The organism is Bernardetia sp. ABR2-2B, from assembly GCF_037126435.1.
Lineage (GTDB): Bacteria > Bacteroidota > Bacteroidia > Cytophagales > Bernardetiaceae > Bernardetia.
Genome location: NZ_CP147020.1, coordinates 654,062 through 671,069 on the forward strand (window position 1 = coordinate 654,062; position 17,008 = coordinate 671,069).

General features: G+C 31.7%; 11 protein-coding genes and 3 tRNA genes. 4 read left to right on the forward strand and 10 right to left on the reverse strand.

What is annotated here, in order from left to right; genetic code table 11:
* Nucleotides 1–175: 175 nt before the first annotated feature.
* From WAF17_RS02835 to WAF17_RS02865, 7 genes are all read right to left on the reverse strand, one after another.
* Nucleotides 176–2,191 carry a hypothetical protein gene (locus WAF17_RS02835; protein ID WP_338766007.1) on the reverse strand — a complete coding sequence of 672 codons (2,016 nt, stop codon included), beginning with the start codon at nt 2,189–2,191 and terminating at the stop codon, nt 176–178.
* 74 nt (nt 2,192–2,265) lie between these two features.
* Nucleotides 2,266–2,703 (reverse strand): hypothetical protein, encoded by a 438-nt coding sequence (locus WAF17_RS02840; protein WP_338766009.1) that lies wholly within the window; start codon nt 2,701–2,703, stop codon nt 2,266–2,268.
* The gene (locus tag WAF17_RS02845; protein ID WP_338766011.1) at nt 2,696–3,637 is read right to left on the reverse strand and encodes a hypothetical protein; all 942 of its coding nucleotides are present in this window, start codon (nt 3,635–3,637) and stop codon (nt 2,696–2,698) included. The genes WAF17_RS02840 and WAF17_RS02845 overlap by 8 nt, the downstream gene beginning before the upstream one ends.
* A 39-nt stretch (nt 3,638–3,676) precedes the next feature.
* On the reverse strand, nt 3,677–4,864 hold the full coding sequence (locus WAF17_RS02850) for a phage integrase SAM-like domain-containing protein (protein ID WP_338766013.1): 1,188 nt from the start codon (nt 4,862–4,864) through the stop codon (nt 3,677–3,679).
* Between the two features lie 233 nt (nt 4,865–5,097).
* Nucleotides 5,098–5,171, reverse strand: a tRNA-Arg gene (locus WAF17_RS02855).
* A gap of 84 nt (nt 5,172–5,255) precedes the next feature.
* Nucleotides 5,256–5,330 (reverse strand) — tRNA-Pro (locus WAF17_RS02860).
* A 160-nt stretch (nt 5,331–5,490) separates the two neighbouring features.
* A tRNA-Ser gene (locus WAF17_RS02865) sits at nt 5,491–5,577 on the reverse strand.
* A 610-nt stretch (nt 5,578–6,187) separates the two neighbouring features.
* Between WAF17_RS02865 and WAF17_RS02870 the strand changes: the two genes are divergently transcribed.
* The 3 genes from WAF17_RS02870 (at nt 6,188) to WAF17_RS02880 (ending at nt 10,593) form a co-directional block, all read left to right on the forward strand.
* Nucleotides 6,188–7,207: a phytanoyl-CoA dioxygenase family protein gene (locus WAF17_RS02870; protein ID WP_338766016.1), complete on the forward strand. Its 1,020-nt coding sequence runs from the start codon at nt 6,188–6,190 to the stop codon at nt 7,205–7,207.
* A 119-nt stretch (nt 7,208–7,326) separates the two neighbouring features.
* Nucleotides 7,327–9,078, forward strand: a complete 1,752-nt coding sequence (locus tag WAF17_RS02875) for a carbamoyltransferase (protein WP_338766019.1) — start codon at nt 7,327–7,329, stop codon at nt 9,076–9,078.
* Nucleotides 9,079–9,366: 288 nt separating this feature from the next.
* Nucleotides 9,367–10,593: an MFS transporter gene (locus tag WAF17_RS02880; protein WP_338766022.1), complete on the forward strand. Its 1,227-nt coding sequence runs from the start codon at nt 9,367–9,369 to the stop codon at nt 10,591–10,593.
* A gap of 185 nt (nt 10,594–10,778) precedes the next feature.
* Here WAF17_RS02880 and WAF17_RS02885 read toward each other — a convergent pair whose 3' ends face one another.
* The 3 genes from WAF17_RS02885 to nuoK form a co-directional block, all read right to left on the reverse strand.
* Nucleotides 10,779–13,610, reverse strand: coding sequence for a 2-oxoglutarate dehydrogenase E1 component (locus WAF17_RS02885; protein ID WP_338766025.1), 2,832 nt, complete (start codon nt 13,608–13,610; stop codon nt 10,779–10,781).
* A gap of 280 nt (nt 13,611–13,890) precedes the next feature.
* Nucleotides 13,891–15,144, reverse strand: coding sequence for an SAM-dependent methyltransferase (locus WAF17_RS02890; protein ID WP_338766028.1), 1,254 nt, complete (start codon nt 15,142–15,144; stop codon nt 13,891–13,893).
* Between the two features lie 24 nt (nt 15,145–15,168).
* Nucleotides 15,169–15,444 carry an NADH-quinone oxidoreductase subunit NuoK gene (gene nuoK, locus WAF17_RS02895; RefSeq protein ID WP_338766031.1) on the reverse strand — a complete coding sequence of 92 codons (276 nt, stop codon included), beginning with the start codon at nt 15,442–15,444 and terminating at the stop codon, nt 15,169–15,171.
* Between the two features lie 249 nt (nt 15,445–15,693).
* On the opposite strand from nuoK, the gene WAF17_RS02900 reads away from it, so the two are divergent.
* Nucleotides 15,694–16,890: an NADH-quinone oxidoreductase subunit D gene (locus WAF17_RS02900; protein WP_338766036.1), complete on the forward strand. Its 1,197-nt coding sequence runs from the start codon at nt 15,694–15,696 to the stop codon at nt 16,888–16,890.
* Nucleotides 16,891–17,008: the final 118 nt, after the last annotated feature.

A 17,008-nucleotide genomic window follows, 5' to 3' on the forward strand; every position in this document is an offset into this window, starting at 1 on the left:
CTTTTCTTATTTCATTGTTGTAGAGAGTATAGACTACCTGCACAAACTTCATCCAGTTGTTGTTGCCTTTCTCGTTTTCGCAGAGTATTTTCTATGCTTTTTTTCTTGTGCGATTATTCTTTTCAATTTTTTTCTTAAACTATTAAGCTATTTTGGATATGAGTAATAGATAAAACTATTCAGGTATGATGCTTTTTGAGCCTACTTGTATTAGATTAAAATCTGTTACTGTTACTCCCTCTGTCATCTCTTTATATGCTTCTTCTTTTTGATGAAAAGATGCAAATATGATAGATTGCCCTTCTTTATATGTAGAAAGCTCTCTAATTAAGGCATTTACACTTTTATTAGAAGTGTCCTGTTGAATAGGCTCATCAAATATTAATATTTTTGGATGATTGGTATTATATTCCCCTGAGATTTTATATAAAGCACAATAGAATGCCCACAAAGATCTAATAAAGTCACTACCAGAACTATCAAATTTTAAATTGTAGTTAAAACCTCCCTGTTCTTTTATTACTGGTAATAAAAAACGTTTATCACTATCTTTTGATATTATTATCGAATTATCAGATTTACTAGTGTATCCAAAACGTTTCAATAATGTAATAAATATCTTTTGGACATCACTTATTTTAGAATTGTCCTGTGGGCTTAGATTATTTTTAGGTAGTTTACTTTCTTTTACAAGAAGTTCTTTCCATTCAAGAGATAGTGACTCTAGCTCTAAAACTAGATCATTAATCTTATCTTTAGTCGAGTAATATAGAGTCAATTTAGACTTTAGAAGTATTTTTTTCTCAAGCATCGCTTCTGAATGAGCTTTATCATTAGCAGTAAGATCTGATTTAAGTGCTCTTATTTCTTTCCGTAACTCATTCATCTCATTATTAAAACTGTTAGCAAGTCTTTCATTCTGATTTACAGCTCTCTTCTCATTTTCTATATATACTTGAATCATTTTTAATTGAGACCGTAAGTATTTTATTGTTTCTTCTATACTTAAAGGTTCAATACCAGAGTTATGTACAAATAAGTTGTCTTTTATGTGTTGTTTACAGTAAGGGCAAGTATCATCTGCTGTATCTAAATCGATATGTCCTCCTAAGCTAACAATTTTCTTTGCATCTTGATTTTGTCTTAATTCTTCTTCTTTCTCGTTTAATCTAATCTCTGAATTTTTCAAGTTGTTTCTAGATGCTGTAAGCCTCTTTGATAGCATAGACCAAGAAATATTTAACTTACTTAAATCTAATTCTTTTTCTGATAGAAGCTTTTCAGTTTTAGTAACATCTACTTTTGGAGTTTTTTTTATATTTTTATCAGTATCCTTATATTCTTTATTTAATTTACTAATATATTCATCTAAAGTAATTTTTTCTGATTCATTTCTTTTCTTATTTAGACTGTATAGAAAAAAAGATATAGGTGTTTTATCATCTATTATTTCAGGGTCTTTAGTAATTCCTTTAATAGATATATCTGCACTTACAGTAGCATATTTTAAACTACGATATGTACTTTCCCAACGATCCTTTAAATCTTCTTTTTGTTGTCTTAACTCCTGTTTTTGTCTGCTTTTTTCAAATGTGTCAAGTTTTAACAAAAACTCAATAGCACGACTATCAGCATTTCTTATCCCATAGTATGGAATTCTTGCTAGGAAGTCACTCCATCCTCCTTTCTGTTCAATTAAAAATGAAGGGAATATTGTTTGTATATAAAGCTTTCTAAGCTCTCCTGTAGAGTAATATATATCAGGTAAATCCCAACCTAAAAAATCTTCTAATATAGAATAAAAACCTCTTTTTTTATTACTAGCAGCTCCACTATCGTGTACCCAAGTATCAAAGAAATCAATACCCTTACTGCCATTTGTTATTATTCCACCTTTGAAAACTCTGATTAATTTAGAACTTATTTTACTACTTTTACTTACTATATATCGTTGAGTGGTAATTATTTTTTTATTATTCTGTATTTCTAAAAAAACTCTGCTCTGAATTATTTTGTTATACTCCCCTTTGGGAAACTCAACTTCGTCTTTCAACGCTGACTGCATAGTTTTCTCATTCCTTCCACCTAACAACTCTTCCATTCCAAGACCATAAAGCATAGTTTGGAATACAGTACTCTTTCCTGATGTATTAGCACCTTTTACAATATTTAAACCATCTTTAAATGACATTTTGGATAAAAAATTACCCTTGTCAGTAGTTATATCAATATGTACATGGTTTATCTTAAGCATAATTAATAATCTTATTGCCAGTGTTTAGATATTGTTTTTATTTTACTTTCAGAAATAGATTTTCCTATTTTTTTTAAGAATCTTTTTTCAGGGTGTAATGCGTCTAAATGATTAATTTGCTCTACAAAACTTTTGCCTTTTACTGTTAGTGAAAAACTTATTCCTTTTCTATCAAAAAGACCTTCTGCAACCCCAAAGTTTAAAGCTCTAGTTACTGAAGCTTCTAAACTCCAAATACCAGAATCAAGAGTCTCTTCAAATTTAGCCATGTTTTTGCTTGATTTCAATGCCCAAGCAAATAAATGTAACTTAACCAATGAAGCTTTGTTTTTTATACAACAATAATACAAAATTAACGCAAAATGAGAAATTTTATATAATGGTCTATAATCAATTGGAATGGGGCTTTTTTTTCTATTGAAGGTAATTTGTATTTTCTTGTTATTCATCTCGATCAAAGTTTAATGGACAACGTTGTAACCAATCAGATATCACATAATTGGCTAAATTCTTTATGGTTATTAACTCATATGTAGAAAACTCTTCTTTCAATCTTTCTTCTACTCTTTCCTTTATATTCTTATAAGTAAGCTTATGATCTCCATCAGAAGATGCACAGATATCATATATTTCTTTTTCTTCTTGGGCTATAATTTTTTTAAAATTTTCATAATCATCAGAGGTCAAATCTTGCCAACTATCTATAATTGAGCTTCCTATTAGAAAGTCTTCAATAGAATTGTGAATTATTATATTTAAACGAGGTTCAGGAATTTTTTTCCCTAATCGCTTCTTTTGTTTACGTTGTAAATTATTTACTAATGCCCCAGTATCTTTTTGATAAGACAGTATATCCTCATTTAAAGGATCTTTCTTAGGATTTAGTTTAATTTTTTTATCGATGGAATTTAAATTGATTCTTAGTTCAGGGTGAAGAAAAGCTATATCTTGTGGAGTAACTTTAAAATTCTCATTATCTATTATACTCAATTTCCATTTTTTCACCTCTTCCTCTTTTTTTCTACAGTGATTTATTATATCGTTTTTTCTATAACTAGGGGTAACAAAATACCACTCATTTATTTTCATATTCTCTCCTATCTTCTCCTTGAGGTCTCTTTCGTAACTTTTTAATTTATTTAAGTCAGTTGTAATTTTATCTCTTTGCTTTTTGTAGAGTTCATCTGATGTATATGATTCATTAGGACAATAACATTGAAATACTTTACCTGAATAAGTAAAGCCTTCTATTCCACTATCTCCAGGTGTTGCAGGCACTGGTACATAAGTAGTATTTTGAGTTTGATATTTTTGTATAAAGCAAATCTTACACAGTTCTTCCCAAGTAGCTCCATCAAAATCTCCATAAGTTGTACTAATCATTAGAACATATTTTTAATTAAGGGGACAAGCACTCTTTATTTAATCTACCAAATGCTTCACATCATCCAGAATTTTATCTGGAAGAACAGCAGCATAATGGCGCATAGTAACTACTACACTAGAATGCCCTAATAAACGGCTCACAGTGTCGTAAGGAACTTTTTCAAAATTCAGCAGCCAAGTAGCGAACGAACGCCTAAGCAAATGGCTACATAAATTAACTCTTGTAATACCTACGAGAGTTGCAATTTCTTTCAAATAAGCATTACGATTTCCTAATGCTTTTATAGGAAGAACGTAATTACAATCTTCAAGAATTTGTCTAGCTTCCCTAAATAAAGGAACTTCGACAATATTTCCATTTTTGGATCTTTGCGTACAAATCCAAGTTTGACCGTTTTTTTCAATCAAATAATTCTTTGGGTTTTTGGCAAATATTCTCAAATCAATATCAGATAATCCGACAGCGCACTGAAAAAGAGCGACTATTTTTTCATCTTCTAATCTTTGTAAAGGCATTTTCTTTTCTCTTATCTTTTCAATTTCGAAAGGATATAAAAAATTAATATTCCTTTGTGCTTTTTTTGTCTTGATACCTAAACGTTTTAGCTTATTTCTATCTAAGTATTCATCATCAAGCGCATTTTCAAAAGCTGTTTTTACTTTCGTAACTTTTTTCTTTGCGTGTAATTCAGAATTTCCGTTTTGGCGTAAATACAAAAAAAACTTTTTACCTAATACTTTATCAAATTGATTTGCAGGTAAATGTTTTGAACTCTCTTTTTCTAAAAAAACAGACAGATTATTATAAATTGTCTTGTATTTTTGAACTGCTTTAGGTTGTATATCACCCAAATCAGCTTCAATTTGTTTTTCTTTCCAAAGATTTTTAAATACTTCTAATACGGTAATAGGAGGTTTTGAATTTCCCTTATAAGTGTTTTTGACAAGAAGAGCCGTAGGGGAGCAGCCCAGATTACACAGACGATTAAAACATTCCATCAAATCCGTTTGAATTTGTGTAAGTCTATCGTTGTACTGTTTTGCGAATTTGTGGGAACGAACAACAGGATTAACCCATTGTTTCGCAGATTCCAAAACAATTCCACTCGCTATATTTTCTCGTTGTCCGTTTATGGAAATTCGAAAGCGAATAGATAACTTGCCGTTTTTTAGTTTTTGAGCAAAAAGTGAAATATACAACTGGTTGAATTTTTTATAAATCATTTTACCATTTTGAAAGATTGAACAATTATTAAATTGTCTTTCAAAATCTGAAAATGACTTGAGCCTTAGTTAAATTAGAGATACCTTACTGGATTTAAGATAACTAGAGTGATACTAATTAAAGCATATAAGGGATAGCTTTAATGAAAATACTCTTTAAATAAGTTTTCAATGCTGCAATACATCATCTTTTCTTTTAAAATGCTCTTTTTCCTTTTGAAAAAGTAGCTTAGTGATTCCTTCAGGACTCGAACCTGAAACCTACTCCTTAGAAGGGAGTTGCTCTATCCAGTTGAGCTAAGGAACCTTCCTTTTGATTTGAATAAAAATCAAAAAAAAATTGCTAGATAAAAAGTAAAATTTTTACGACTAACAATTTTTTTTAATTTTGTCGGGATAGCAGGATTCGAACCTGCGACCTCCTCGTCCCAAACGAGGCGCGATGACCGGACTACGCTACATCCCGATTTCAATTGAATCGACATGGAGAATTATTTAACTAACTCTCTTTGAGTTTCATATTTGAGAATACAAAGGTAACTTATTTTTTTTATTAAAACAAATAAATTTGCATATTTTTTCTCTTTTTTTTTAAAAAAAGAATATTTTTATAAAAAATATTCTAGTAGAGAGGAAGGGATTCGAACCCCCGGTACCGTTACCAGTACAACACCTTAGCAAGGTGCCGCTTTAGACCACTCAGCCACCTCTCTATTTTTTTTGATAACTTTTGTTTCGTTATCTGAATGCAAAACTACAAACAATTTATTTTAGTTCAAAACTAAATATAAAATTTATTCAAACTATTTTTCAGTTATAGATTTCACTTTTTAACCTTCAAATTCTCACAAGCCATTTTCTATAAAAATAGCATCGTTTTTCCCTTTTGGTGATGCAAAGTAAGTAACTATTTTTGATATACACAAGAAAGAATTATCATTTTTGGTAAAAAAAAGCTTTTTTTTATCTCTCATAATTTAGGATAACTTATAAACAATTAGTTATCAATTTGTTACGTACTTGAAGCAAATCATAATTTTTTCTATTTTATTTTAAGATATTTAGCTCTTTAGCTGAAAGGTCATATCCACACTCAAAAATAGCTTTTGAAACGACTAAAAAAAATAAAATTTATAGGATACTTACTAGAGGTTCAATTAAAGAAATAGTGTAATAATCATAAACTATTAGGTTGTTGAGAATAAATTTTGATAGATTATACCGTATCATAAAATGGTTATGTATATTTGTACTTGAATAACAAAGTTAAATAGTAAATTATTAGGCCAATTTTCAAGTTCCTTTTCTCAAAAAAGATTTTTTATGCAAACTATAAAAGATAACTCAATAGATAATTTTTATCAATCTCCAGCTCCTCACGGTGGGACTTTTGAAGTTCCTGTGGATTATGACGCTCAAAATGATATTTATAATACACTCACAACACCTGCTGCACAAAAAGAATATTATGAAAAAGAAGGTTACTTAATTATTCGTAACCTAATTCCAGAATCTCTCTGTGATGCAGCCAAAGAGGCATTTGATAAAGAAGTAAAATCATATGAAGGTTATATTTATAGACAAGCTTCTGCAAATCCAGAGAAACACAAACTGACTGATTATCAATACATGATTAATTCTATTTTGAATATTCAGTCTTTAGATAAAAATAAATTTCCAATTTTTAGAAAAAAAGGAATGGAAATTCTGACAAGTGAAGGGTTCAAAACAGCCTTAAATAATTTGATGTCTGATGACCCAAAACTCGTTCAGAGCATGTATTTTGAAGGAAACCCAGCTACTTGGGCACATCAAGATAGTTATTATTTAGACTCTTCTGAACTTGGTAGAATGGTCGGAACTTGGATAGCGATTGAAGATATTGCACCAGGGGCAGGTCGTTTTTATGTTTATCCAAAAAGTCATTTAATTGATATGGAAAAAAATGGAGGTGATTTTGATATTGCTTTCAACCACGATAAATACAAAAAATTAGTTGTAGATATTATTCATCAGTTTAAATTGGAGTGTAGCGCACCAGTTTTGAGAAAAGGCGATGTTCTTTTTTGGCATGGAAAAACAATTCATGGAAGTCTTGCCACTACTCAGCCAGAACATTCTCGTTCCTCTTTTACAGGACATTATATTCCTACTTCTACGGAATTTTTACAATATCAATCTCGTATTAAAAAGTTGAATCTCAAAAAAGTAAATGGGATTGATGTAAACTTCCCAAAAGACCAAAATGAAAGCCTCAATCGTTTGATTTTGAATGTAGAAACCACATTTCCTACTGCTTTTCAGATGGCAAAAAAATTAGCTATTAAGTTAGTTACTAAGTAATGCTTTATCGATAAAGAACACACATTAAATGTCTAAGTTTTTCTAATTGTTTTGATTAATTTTGAAGTGATTATTTAACCTTAGACTTTTTTCTATTCACTAACTATTCAATTCAACACATGTATATTTTAGGTCTTAATGCTTATCATGGCGATTCTTCTGCTTGTATTCTCAAAGATGGAAAATTAATTGCTGCAACAGAAGAAGAACGTATCAGACGCATTAAACACTGGGCAGGATTTCCGACAGAAGCCATTAAATTTTGTTTGAAGGAAGCCAATATTTCTATTGAAGAGGTAGATTATATTACTATTTCTCGTAATCCTTCATCCAATTTGTATAAAAAAATTATTTTTGCTGCCAGTAAAATGATTAGTTATGATGCAATAAAAAGCCGTCTTCAAAACTCTAAAAAAATAGGTGGAGTAAAACAAGAATTAGCAAAGGCATTTAAAATAGATGAGAAAAAAATAAAGGCAGAAGTAAGAAATATAGAACATCACCGTAGTCATTTGGCAAGTGCTTTTTTTCCTTCAGATTTTCAAGAAGCTGCTTTGCTTTCTATTGATGCTTTTGGAGATTTTACTTCTACCATGACAGGAACAGGTAAAGGCAACCAAATTACTGTTCTTGATCAAGTTAATTATCCACATTCGATAGGCGAATTTTATACTACACTTACTCGTTATTTGGGTTTTCCTAAATATGGTGATGAATATAAAGTGATGGGACTTGCTCCTTATGGAGACCCTGTTTATTTAGAGCAATTTAGAGATATAATAAAATTCAAATCAAATGGACTTTTTGAGCTTAATTTGGATTATTTTAGGCACGATAAAGACGGAGTTACGATGTCTTGGGAAGGAGGAGAACCTCATGTAGATACACCTATTTCACCGCTTTTAGAAGAAAAGTTTGGAAAAATGCGTACTAAAGACGAGCCTCTTACGCAACACCATATCAATTTAGCCACTTCTATTCAGCGTATTACAGAAGAAACGATTTTTCATATTCTGAATCATCTGCACAAAAAAACAGGTTTGGATAATTTGTGTGTAGCTGGTGGCGTGGCTCAAAATTCAGTAGCAAACGGAAAAATTTTAGAAAACACTCCATTTAAAAAAGTCTATGTTCCAAGTGCAGGACATGATGCAGGAACAGCTTTGGGTTCAGCTTTATATTTATATAATCATGAACTAAAAAAACCTAGAATAGAACCAATTTGGGATGCCTATACAGGGAGTAATTATTCAGATGCAGAAATAGAAACAATCTTGAAACATGAAAAAGCTACGAAAGAAATAGCAAAAGATATTCAGTATTCAGTTTTGAGTGATGAAGAATTATACAAAACAGTTACAGATGCTATTCTTGATGCTGGTGTAATTGGTTGGTTTCAAGGAAGCGCAGAATTTGGCCCTAGAGCATTGGGTAACCGTTCAATTTTAGTCGATCCACGTCGTGAAGATGCTAAAGAATTATTGAATGAAAAAATAAAACGAAGAGAGAGTTTCCGTCCTTTTGCTCCTTCTATTTTGGAAGAGCATGTAGAAGAATATTTTGAAGGTGCTGATAAAGTTCCGTTTATGGAAAAAGTCTATCCTATTAAAAAGGAAAAGCATGAAATAATTCCTGCTGTTACTCATGTTGATGGAACAGGTCGTTTGCAGACAGTAAGTGCATCTACAAATCCACGTTATCACAAACTCATTGATACTTTTAGAGAACAAACAGGCGTTCCAGTTCTTTTGAATACTTCTTTTAATGAAAATGAACCCATTGTAAATACGCCACAGGAAGCATTAGATTGTTTTTTACGTACCAAAATGGATATTTTAGTTTTGGGGAATATTGTTGTTAGAAGAAAGTAGGTGTCGCTTTGCTAAAACACCAACAACGGCATCAATAATAGTGTGATAAAATTTATAGAATCCTTTATGAACTAAGAAAAAGTAGTTCGTAAAGGATTTTCTCTTAAAACTCCTCAACTTTGAAAACTAACATTGGCTACTTTGTGTTAGCATGTTTTTATACTTTGATAATCCCTACAAGAGTTTTATAGCTGTCTTGGAGGTAGAAATTAAATACATTGACATTTTTAATTTTGTAATTGATTGATAATCATAGTTTTTAATTCGTAATTGTTCCTTATATATACTTTGAAAAATAAATCCTTCATTCTATTTTTACTTGCTGCAGCCAATTTTACGCATATCATGGACATCATGATAATTATGCCTTTGAGTGATAGGCTTATGAAACTCTTCGAAATTGCTCCTCAAGAATACACACTTTTAGTCTCTGCTTATTCTTCTTGTGCTTTTGTGGCAGGGCTTTTAGGAGCAGTTTATTTGGATAAATTTGATAGACGAATAGCTTTTTTATTTGTTTATGCCTTCTTTGGAATAGCTACTTTTGCGTGTTCTTTTGTTCCTAATTTTTATTTTTTCTTGATTTTTAGGGGAATAGCAGGTTTTTTTGGTGGTGTAATTGGTGCATTAGTTCTAGCTATTGCCAGTGATTTGTTTGAAGCTGAAGAACGAGGAAAAGCAGTAGGAATAATTATGATGGCTTTTTCAATAGCCTCTGTTATTGGCGTTCCGACAGGTTTGTATCTTGCCATACAATTTGACTGGCACGCACCTTTTCAGCTTTTGGGGGCATTGAGTTTTGTTATTTGGATTATTTCCTTTAAATATATCCCTTCATTACGTGAGCATATAGACATACAAAATAAAGATGATGAAGGAAGTGGATACAAAGAAACACGTAAAGAAGCTCTTTTAGAACTTCTAAACTCTAAGAATGCTCGTCTTGCTTTATTACTTACCTTTACACTCATTTTGGGACAATTTATGATTATTCCATTTATTACACCTTATATGATTCGTAATATTGGGTTTACAGAAGCACAAATTACACTTATTTATTTGACTGGAGGAGGTTTTACTATTTTCACTTCTCCTTTTTTTGGTCGTTACGTCGATCGTTTTGGAGCTAGGAAAATGTTTAATATTATTCTTCCTATTTCATTCATTGCTGTAGGTCTGCTTACTCACCTAGACATTATTTTAGATACACCTATTTGGTTGGCTCTCTGTGTAACCACTTTCTTTTTTGTTTTTGGAAGTGGACGTAGAGTTCCTGCTCAAACGCAACTTACAATGGCAATTTCTGCCAAACGAAGAGCTAGTTTTATGAGTTTAAACTCTTCGGTTCAACAACTTGCTTCAGCTATAGCTTCTGTTGTTGGTGGTTTTATTGTTATCGAAGCTGACACTCCATCAAAAGAGCTAATTCATTATAATTGGGTTGGGGTAATTGCAGTTTGTATTGGCGCAATTGCACTAATTATTTTTCCTATGATAAAATCTGTTAGAGATTGATAAACAGTTATAGAACTTGCCTAAGAATGTAAATTTTCGTTATCAAAAAGCTCAAAATAATATGCAACCCTATGTTTTTACTCTCAAAAATATATTAAGATAGGGCAATTTTATAAAAAAAAGACCATTTTTCTTTTTTAAAAAATGGTCTTTAGTATTTACTTCTATAAGTCTGACTTTATACTTTATTTCACATCAAAAGCTTCATCAATGATAGCTTGTTGCGTAGTAGCATGAACTTTTGAATAGCCTGTTGCTGGAGAAGCACTTGCCTTTCTTGAAATTACTCGTAAAGTAGGACGTTTTTCTTCTACCCATTCTTTATAAAGCATTCTCAAAACAAATAGCCAAGCTCCCATATTTTCAGGTTCTTCTTGTACCCAAACTACTTCTACATTCTTTTTATATTTATTAATTTCTTCATAAATACGTTTTTTAGGGAATGGGTGAAGTTGCTCTACTCGTACAATTGCAACATCTTTACGCTCTTCTTTTTCTTGTTTGTCTAATAAATCATAATATACTTTACCAGAACAAAGAAGAACACGTTTTACCTTTTTCTTATCTGCATAATCATCTCCATAGACTTCTTCAAACTTTCCATCTGTAAATTCTTTCATTGGAGAAACTACTTTTGGATGTCTTAAAAGTGATTTTGGCGACATCAAAACACAAGGTTTACGGAAATCCCAAGCAAGTTGGCGACGCATCAAATGGAAAAAGTTTGCAGGTTTTGTTACGTTAGCAACAATGATATTATATTCTGCTGAAAGCTGCAAAAAGCGTTCAGGACGAGCGTTAGAGTGTTCAGGTCCTTGTCCTTCATAACCGTGAGGAAGTAAAAGAACTAAACCTGTTGTACGTTGCCATTTTGTTTCACTACTAGTAATAAATTGGTCAATCATAATCTGCGCTCCATTAGCAAAATCTCCAAACTGAGCTTCCCAAATAGTAAGCGCATTCGGATTTGCCATTGCATAACCAAACTCAAAACCTAATACTCCGTATTCTGAAAGAAGGGAGTTATAGATATCAAAAGAAGGTAAATTTTCTCCTAGGTGATTTAGGTTATTATAAGTTTCATTTGTTTCTGCATCACTCAAAACAGCATGACGATGCGAAAATGTACCTCTACGTACATCTTGCCCTGTGAAACGAACTGTATGCCCATCCAAAATAGTAGAACCATACGCCAAAAGCTCTGCACCTGCCCAATCTAAAACTTTATCTTCAAAAAACATTTTTTCTCTAGTAGAAAGTAGCTTATTGATTTGTTTTAGTGGCGTAAAGCCTTCTGGAATAGTCATGAGTGCTTTTCCTACCTTATCAATATGCTCTTGTGTAATAGATGTTTTTGGAGAAACATCAAAATCTTCTGCTTCAGAACGTCGCATAGATTTCCACGCCTGTTCTAATTCTTGGTATTCATAAGGAAGTGGCTTTTGTCTGACATCATCTAAGCGTTCTTGAAGCATTTTTTTGAAAGATTTTTCCATGTCTTTCGCCAGTTTGCTTGTAATTTCTCCTTCTTCTGTCAATTTCTCTATATATAATTTTCTAGGGTTTTTGTGTTTTCCTATCAAATTATAAAGTTGTGGCTGCGTAAATTTTGGCTCATCAGCTTCATTGTGTCCATACTTACGATAACAAACCATATCTACATAAACGTCTTTATGGAATTTTTGACGATATTCGGTAGCTAATTTTACAGCAAAAACAACGGCTTCTGGGTCATCCCCATTGACATGAATTTCTGGAGTTTCGGTAAGTTGCGAAATATCTGTACAATAATTAGAAGAACGACCATCATAAAAATCTGTCGTAAAACCAACTTGATTATTGATAACAAAATGAATTGTTCCACCTACTTCATAGCCTTCTAATTCAGACATTTGTGCTACTTCATAAACAATTCCTTGTCCTGCAAGAGCAGCATCTCCATGTATAATAATTGGTAAGGCTTTTTTCTTATCTCTCCCATGTAAAAAGTCAAGTTTAGCACGAGTATAACCTTGAACGACTGGCGCAACAGCTTCTAAGTGAGAAGGATTTGGTGCAAGACGTAGATATACTTTTTCTCCGTTTGGAGTTTCTACTTGTGAAGAATAACCCATGTGGTATTTTACATCACCATCTCCCAAACCTAAAAGTTCGTCAGAAACATTTCCTTCAAATTCGTTGAATACTTGAGCATAGGTTTTGCCCATAATATTAACAAGCACATTGAGACGACCACGGTGTGCCATTCCGATAACTACTTCTTCTACACCTAATCTTGCGCCTTCGTTGATGATAGCATCAAGGGCAGGGATTGTAGATTCTCCACCTTCTAAGGAAAAGCGTTTTTGTCCTAAATATTTTGTATGCAAGAAGTTTTCGAATACAGAAGCTTCATTGAGTTTCTGTAAAATACGTTCTTTTTGCTTATTATCTAATTTGAATTTTGGATAATCTACTTCTACTTTTTTTCTGAACCAATATTTTACGTCTGGCTCACGAATAGACATAAATTCAAAACCTATTCCACTCTCATAAATCATTTTTAATCTATCAATGATTTCTTGAAGTGTAGCTTCTCCAATTCCAATTTCGTTACCTGCTCTAAATTTTTTACTTAAATCAGCCTCTGAAAAGCCAAAATCCTCTAGCTTCAAACGTGCATGTCTGTCTCTACGAGGACGAACAGGGTTTGTTTTGGCTTGTAAGTGTCCACGCAAACGATAGCCATCAATTAACTTTTTAACAGAAATTTCTTGTTTTAGTTTGTCTTCATCAAGACCAGCAGGAAGGGAATCTGCAAAACTATTTTGGTTTGCTGTGCCGTTTGAAGATTTACCATTTTTATTTGTTTTGGTAACTTCTCCAGTCTCGGTATCATAATCAGTCATTGAAAATTCAAAGCCTTCAAAAAATCGTTGCCAACTTTCATCTACAGAACTGCTATCTTTTTGATAATCTTGATACAATCCTTCGATATAGGAGTTTTCGGCATTGGAAAGGTATGAGAGTTTGTCCATTTGTTTGGTTTATATTTTCAAAAGTAACGCTCTTTTATAAAAAATGAGTTACTCTTTTATAGTATTTTTGTTCTTCAGCTATCTATTAACTAGATATTGAATGAGAAGTTATGAAATTTAGAACGAATTTACAATAAAGTGTTCTATTTTACAAAGAAGTTGTTTAAGAACAGGTTTTATACATTTATTTGTTGGTGTCGCTACGCTAAAACACCAACAAAGGCTTGAACCTATATTTTTTTAAGATTATAGGTTTGTTTTTATGCAACATTCAAGAATGTTATTTCAATAGCAAACTTTCTAAGAAATGAGTTTTTATTCCGAAAAATGATTTTAAGGCTTCAAACTCTTTTAACTTTTCAGTTTTTCTATTTTCCTCTAAAAAACTCTCTTTTTTGGTGGCAATAAGTAAGACATTTTTTGGGGTGTGTGCATCAGAAATAAATTCTACTGCTTTAGTTTGATAACCACAATAGTTTAGAAGCAAACAGCGCATTGTATCGGTCAGCATTTCGGCTTGTCGTTCTAAGAAAATACCGTAATTTGTGAGTGGAGAAAGTTCATTTTCGGTCTTTTTATCTGATTTAAAAGCATTTTCTATTTCCCTACGAATTTGTTTATGACAACAAGGCGCAACGACTATCAGCTCTGCATCAGCTTCAATCCCCTTAAAAATTGCATCATCAGTTGCTGTATCACAAGCATGTAAGGCAATCAAAATCTGTGTTTTCTGCTCTATATCTTCTTCTTTTATTTTATAATTTTCTATTGTTCCTTCTACAAAACTAAGGCTTCCAAAATCTGATTTTTCGGCAATAGTAGTACACAACTCTACTAAATCTTTTCTAAACTCTACACCAACTGCACTTACTTTGAGTTTCAAAATATTTTTTAAATAATCGTACAAAGCAAAAGTCAGATAACCTTTTCCTGCTCCCATGTCTATAATTTGTAACTCTTTCTCTGTTGGTAATTGCTTCAACAAAACACTCAAAATTTCTATATATTGATTTATTTGTTTGTATTTGTCTTGTGCATTTGCATATACTCTTCCTGTGTTGTCTGTTATTTTGAGAGCTTGAAGATAGTTTTTTGAGTTTCCTTTTTGATCTTTCGTTTGGATAGCTCGTTTTTTTTGCTTGTCATGTGAAGTAGAAAGAGTTTGTTTTTGAGTTGGCTTTTGCGAATGAATGGCTGGATTTTTACTTATGTTTTTGAGATGTAAATCAAACGCTGTTGTAAATAAAATAGCTTGATTAAAAAATCCTTCGTGGTTTTGATTATTACTTTCTTTTGTGAGAAGTGTTATAACTTTATTTACTCCTTCTTTGATAGAATAGTTCTTAGTAATGTCATTTGTCTTATGACGATAAACAAAAGTTAGTTTTTCTTCTCGTTTGATAATCGTCTTTCGAATTAAGACTTTTTTGAGTGTAGATTTTTCTTGACTTGAAATAAAATTTGATAAAGTAATTTTGATAAACGTATTCTTCTCTAAACTTTTTTCTATTTTTTCTATGAATTGATTTGTCATTGTATTTTTCGTTTTCTTGATTTACTATTCCTTTTCTACAATTTTATCTATTTCGATTTGTCCAAAATATTTATATATTTTCAGAATTAAAGCCAGTGCAATCGTAATTTCGGCAGCAGCCACTACAATGATTAAAAGGACAAATAAATGTGCTTCCATATTTTTAGAAAAAACAACAAAATTAATCATTGAAGCTGTAAGCATTAGTTCAATTCCCATCAAAACAAGCATTGCATTTTTGCGTGTCAAAACAATCAAAATTCCAATTCCAAACAAAATGGCAGCTACAAAAAGTATCATTTATGATGCATTAAATGTCTTCTAATAATTATCAAACTCTATAAAAAACTAATCTAAATTCTATTTATTAAACTTGATTACATATTTTTGTAAAAATAACAACTAAACTCACCAAATACAATTTATTTTTGATTCTCAATTTCACACTTTTTCATAATAAAATAGAAATTAGTTAAGCTGTTAGTTGTTGAGACATAAGTCATTAATATTAAATTCGTAATCTGTATTTTTTAATTCGTAATCGCTACTATGTCATTCCACCAGCAATCTGAACCAACAAAATACAACTCTGATACTCTCAAAAGCGAAGAAATGCTTTTCAATTTAGGCCCTCAACATCCTGCCATGCACGGAGTTTTACGTTTGGAAGTTATTACAGATGGCGAAGTTGTTAGAGAAGCTGTTCCTCATATTGGTTACTTGCATCGCTGTTTTGAAAAACATGCTGAAAGTTTGAATTATGCTCAAATAATTCCCTATGTAGATAGAATGGATTATGTTGCATCAATGAACTCGGAACATATTTATGCGTTGGGGGTAGAAAAAATGCTAGGAATAACAGAAAAAATACCCAAACGAGTAGAATATATTCGTGTTTTGGTAGCAGAACTCAATCGAATTGCATCTCATTTTGTTGCTATCGGAACATACGCTGTTGATGTGGGAGCAACTACGCCTTTTTTATGGCTAATGAAAGAACGAGAGTATATTTTGAGATTATTGGAATGGGTAAGTGGCGCACGACTTTTATATAATTATATTTGGATTGGTGGATTATATTATGACTTACCTTTAGGTTTTGAAGAAAAATGTAGCGAATATGTCAGTCATTTAAAACCAAAATTAGATGAGTTAGAGAAATTACTTATCAATAATAAAATTTTTGTTTCAAGAACAGCAAATATCGGTGTTTTGCCATTGCAAACAGCTATCAATTATGGTGTTACGGGTGCAATGCTTAGAGCTTCGGGACTAAAGTGGGATTTGAGAAAAGTAGATAACTATTCTATTTATGGAGAAGTAGAATTTGACATTCCAATTGGAGAAGGAAAAATGGGAACAACTGGCGACTGTTGGGATAGAAATTTCGTGCGCTTTCAAGAGTGCAGAGAGTCTTCAAAGATAATCGAACAATGCCTTAAAAAACTCAAAAAAGAACATAAACGAACACGAGAATTTGACCCACAAGCCCTCGTACCAAAACGCATAAAGCCACCTAAAACTGATTTTTATTTTAGAGGAGAAAGTCCGAAAGGCGAACTTGGCTTTTTCTTTAGACAAAACCCAAAACATAAAAAGGGAGATATTCCTTTTCGTTTGAAGGTTCGTGCGCCTTCATTTTGTAATCTTTCTGTTTTGCCTTATCTAGCTCAAAACACACTACTTTCTGATTTAATTGCTATTGTTGGTTCATTAGATATTAACTTAGGGGAAGTCGATAGATAAAAAATAGATTGAAATATTTTTGTTTAACTTTTATTGAACAATCTATTTTTTAGTGGAAAATTATTTCTTTTAAATTATTCCCAACATTTAAGTAGTGTTTCTTGTTTATAAAACAAAG

What these genes read in the sequence shown, in the direction of transcription:
- WAF17_RS02850 (WP_338766013.1), bottom strand. Translation starts at nt 4,864, where the DNA reads ATGATTTATAAAAAATTCAACCAGTTGTATATTTCACTTTTTGCTCAA.
- WAF17_RS02870 (WP_338766016.1), top strand. Translation starts at nt 6,188, where the DNA reads ATGCAAACTATAAAAGATAACTCAATAGATAATTTTTATCAATCTCCA.
- WAF17_RS02885 (WP_338766025.1), bottom strand. Translation starts at nt 13,610, where the DNA reads ATGGACAAACTCTCATACCTTTCCAATGCCGAAAACTCCTATATCGAA.
- WAF17_RS02890 (WP_338766028.1), bottom strand. Translation starts at nt 15,144, where the DNA reads ATGACAAATCAATTCATAGAAAAAATAGAAAAAAGTTTAGAGAAGAAT.
- WAF17_RS02835 (WP_338766007.1), bottom strand. Translation starts at nt 2,191, where the DNA reads ATGTCATTTAAAGATGGTTTAAATATTGTAAAAGGTGCTAATACATCA.
- nuoK (WP_338766031.1), bottom strand. Translation starts at nt 15,444, where the DNA reads ATGATACTTTTTGTAGCTGCCATTTTGTTTGGAATTGGAATTTTGATT.
- WAF17_RS02840 (WP_338766009.1), bottom strand. Translation starts at nt 2,703, where the DNA reads ATGAATAACAAGAAAATACAAATTACCTTCAATAGAAAAAAAAGCCCC.
- WAF17_RS02900 (WP_338766036.1), top strand. Translation starts at nt 15,694, where the DNA reads ATGTCATTCCACCAGCAATCTGAACCAACAAAATACAACTCTGATACT.
- WAF17_RS02875 (WP_338766019.1), top strand. Translation starts at nt 7,327, where the DNA reads ATGTATATTTTAGGTCTTAATGCTTATCATGGCGATTCTTCTGCTTGT.
- WAF17_RS02845 (WP_338766011.1), bottom strand. Translation starts at nt 3,637, where the DNA reads ATGATTAGTACAACTTATGGAGATTTTGATGGAGCTACTTGGGAAGAA.